At 61.0% G+C, this 2,558-nt stretch carries 3 protein-coding genes and 1 pseudogene; 2 read left to right on the top strand and 2 right to left on the bottom strand.

Features of this window, described 5'->3' with window-relative positions; genetic code table 11:
• Positions 1 to 162, bottom strand: a pseudogene (locus ACRXB1_RS34380) (aldehyde dehydrogenase family protein); the annotation flags it as partial.
• Positions 163 to 490: 328 nt separating this feature from the next.
• On the opposite strand from ACRXB1_RS34380, the gene ppa reads away from it, so the two are divergent.
• Positions 491 to 1,018 (top strand): inorganic diphosphatase, encoded by a 528-nt coding sequence (gene ppa, locus ACRXB1_RS34375; protein WP_062000049.1) that lies wholly within the window; start codon positions 491 to 493, stop codon positions 1,016 to 1,018.
• Between the two features lie 69 nt (positions 1,019 to 1,087).
• Here the strand turns inward: ppa and ACRXB1_RS34370 are convergent, their stop codons facing one another.
• Entirely contained in the window at positions 1,088 to 1,390 is a 303-nt protein-coding gene (locus ACRXB1_RS34370; RefSeq protein WP_375508514.1) for a GIY-YIG nuclease family protein, read from the bottom strand.
• A gap of 159 nt (positions 1,391 to 1,549) precedes the next feature.
• Between ACRXB1_RS34370 and ACRXB1_RS34365 the strand changes: the two genes are divergently transcribed.
• A partial coding sequence (locus ACRXB1_RS34365) for a GNAT family N-acetyltransferase (protein WP_449494577.1) occupies positions 1,550 to 2,558 on the top strand: 1,009 nt, incomplete at its 3' end.

Here is a 2,558-nt window from a genome sequence, read left to right as displayed (position 1 = left end):
TTAGGCGCGCCGCGCCGCCTGGACCGCCCGGTCGATATCCGCAGCATTGCCGCGGCCGAGTTGTGCGAAAACCTGGCCATCGGAGGGATCGAGGACGGGAATCGTCTCGTTGCTCGCCGCCGCAACCCACTTGTTGCCGATGAAATGCTTTGCCTCTTCCATGCCTGACTCCTGTCTCCGTAGCTTGGTTGGATGGACGCACGCGGTTCGTTTCCGGGCCAACGGCCATGCCGCACACGATGCTTCTAGCCTGCTTTACGCTGTTTTTCCGGACGCGTAGTGACGCCGGAGTGCGCGCTTCGATTGGCTATAATGACGTAAATACGCGGCTTGATGGGCGCGTATGCGGCATGAAATCAGCGTTGCGGCCCGGCCGTTCAATTTTTGCGTGGGTTGCCGCAACGCAGCAAAGCCTGGTTTCCGCCGCGTACCGGCTCCGTCTGGTTCGTCTACTTCCCGACCCCGAATTTCCACTTTGAAGAGAGCGCACATGAGCTTCAACAACGTACCCGCAGGCAAGGATCTTCCGCAGGACTTCAACGTGATCATCGAGATCCCGGCGCAAAGCGATCCGGTGAAGTACGAAGCGGACAAGGACATGGGCCTGCTCGTGGTCGATCGTTTTATCGGCACGGGCATGCGTTACCCGGCCAACTACGGTTTCATTCCGCAAACGCTTTCCGGCGATGGCGACCCGGTCGACGTGCTGGTGATCACCCCGTTCCCGCTGCTGGCAGGCTCGGTGGTTCGCGCACGCGCCTTGGGCATGCTGCAGATGACGGATGAATCGGGCGTCGATGCCAAGCTGGTCGCAGTCGCCCACGACAAGATCTGCCCAATGACGGCGCACATGAAAACCGTCGATGACGTGCCTGAATACCTGAAGGATCAGATCAAGCATTTCTTCGAGCACTACAAGGCGCTCGAGAAGGGCAAGTGGGTGAAGGTCGAAGGCTGGCAGGGCGTGGACGCAGCCCACAAGGAAATTACCGAAGGCGTGGCGAACTTCAAGAAGTAAGCTTAGCCGCCAGCTTTTGACGTATCGAAGACCGCCCGGTCCTGCCTCACGGCAGGACCGGGCGGTTTTTCATGTCTCGACCGGCGGGATTTCTTCGGCTTCCGCGGGCATCACGTCCACGAGCGTCAATTCACCCGCGACCAGCTTCCATTTCCTAGGCGTCGTCAGTCGCTTCACCCAATACTCCGCCCGCGAAGCCTCAGCCCGGCCGCTCAGTTCAAACGACGCCCGTACGGCAACCGGCTTGCGCGATCGCGTGTACCTCGCGCCGTCGCCGCTCAGATGCTTGGCGAAACGCGCATCGACATCGGTGGCAATCCCTGTATAGAGACTTCCGTCGGCGCATTCTATGAGATACAGGAACCAGGGCATGAGTCTGAAGGTGGACGTCGGATGCCGCGCATTATCCCTCAAGCCTCACTCATAAACCCCGCTCCGACAAAAACCCGCGACTTCGGCGAGAATAACCATTCCGCGCTGCATCAAGCGCATGGCAATAGCCACGAACAAGCCCGAAGCGAGGTAAGCCCGTTGAACCGCACGGTCGAAATACATGTGGTCGATTCGCTCGACACCGTGAGCCCGGACGAATGGAACCGTCTTGCCGGCGACAACCCGTTCGTCCGCCACGAATTCCTCTCGGCGATGCAGGACACGGGCTGCGCGGTCGCGCGAACCGGCTGGCGTCCGCATTTCCTGCTGCTCAAGCGCGACGGCAAACTCGCCGGCGGCATGCCGCTCTACCTCAAGAAACACTCGCGCGGCGAATACGTTTTCGACCACGCGTGGGCGGACGCCTTCGAGCGCAACGGCATTCCGTATTATCCGAAGGGCTTGTCGGCGGTGCCATTTTCGCCGGTGACCGGTCCCCGCCTGATCGCCGCCACGCACGATGAGCGCGTGATGCTGGCGCGCGGGGCGATCGAGTTGTCGAAGCAGTTGGAGTTGTCGTCGCTGCATGTGCTGTTTCCACAGGAACAGGATCTCGAAGCGTTGACCGAAGCGGGTTACATGCTGCGCGAAGGCGTGCAGTTTCACTGGGAAAATGCGCCGGGCGGCTATGAGAGCTTCGACGCGTTTCTCGCTACCATGAGCCACGATAAGCGCAAGAAGGTGAAGCAGGACCGCCGGCGCGTCACCGATGCAGGCGTGAGCTACACCTGGCTTCGCGGCGTCCAGATCGACGAAACCGCGCTCGATTTCTTCTACGCCTGCTACGAGAACACGTACCGCGAGCACTGGAATCCGCCGTATCTATCGCGTGAATTCTTCGGCCAGATCCATGCGGCCGCGCCCGAAAGCATGCTGCTCGTGATCGCCGAGGCCGACGGTAAGCGGCTCGCCTGTGCGCTGAACATGATCGGCGGCGACGTGATGTTCGGCCGATACTGGGGCACGAAAGAGTTCGTCTCGGGGCTGCATTTCGAGACGTGCTACATGCAGGGCATTGAGTATTGCATCGTGAACGGCCTGGCGCGGTTCGAGGGCGGCGCGCAGGGCGTGCACAAGATGTCGCGCGGCATGCTTCCCACGCCGACGA

The organism is Caballeronia sp. M23-90 (assembly GCF_053574605.1).
Note: the sequence above shows the minus strand (reverse complement) of the source record. Positions and strands in the feature narration are given on the sequence as shown.

Coding starts and splice junctions, on each gene's coding strand:
- ACRXB1_RS34370 (WP_375508514.1), bottom strand. CDS start 1,390: ATGCCCTGGTTCCTGTATCTCATAGAATGCGCCGACGGAAGTCTCTAT.
- ppa (WP_062000049.1), top strand. CDS start 491: ATGAGCTTCAACAACGTACCCGCAGGCAAGGATCTTCCGCAGGACTTC.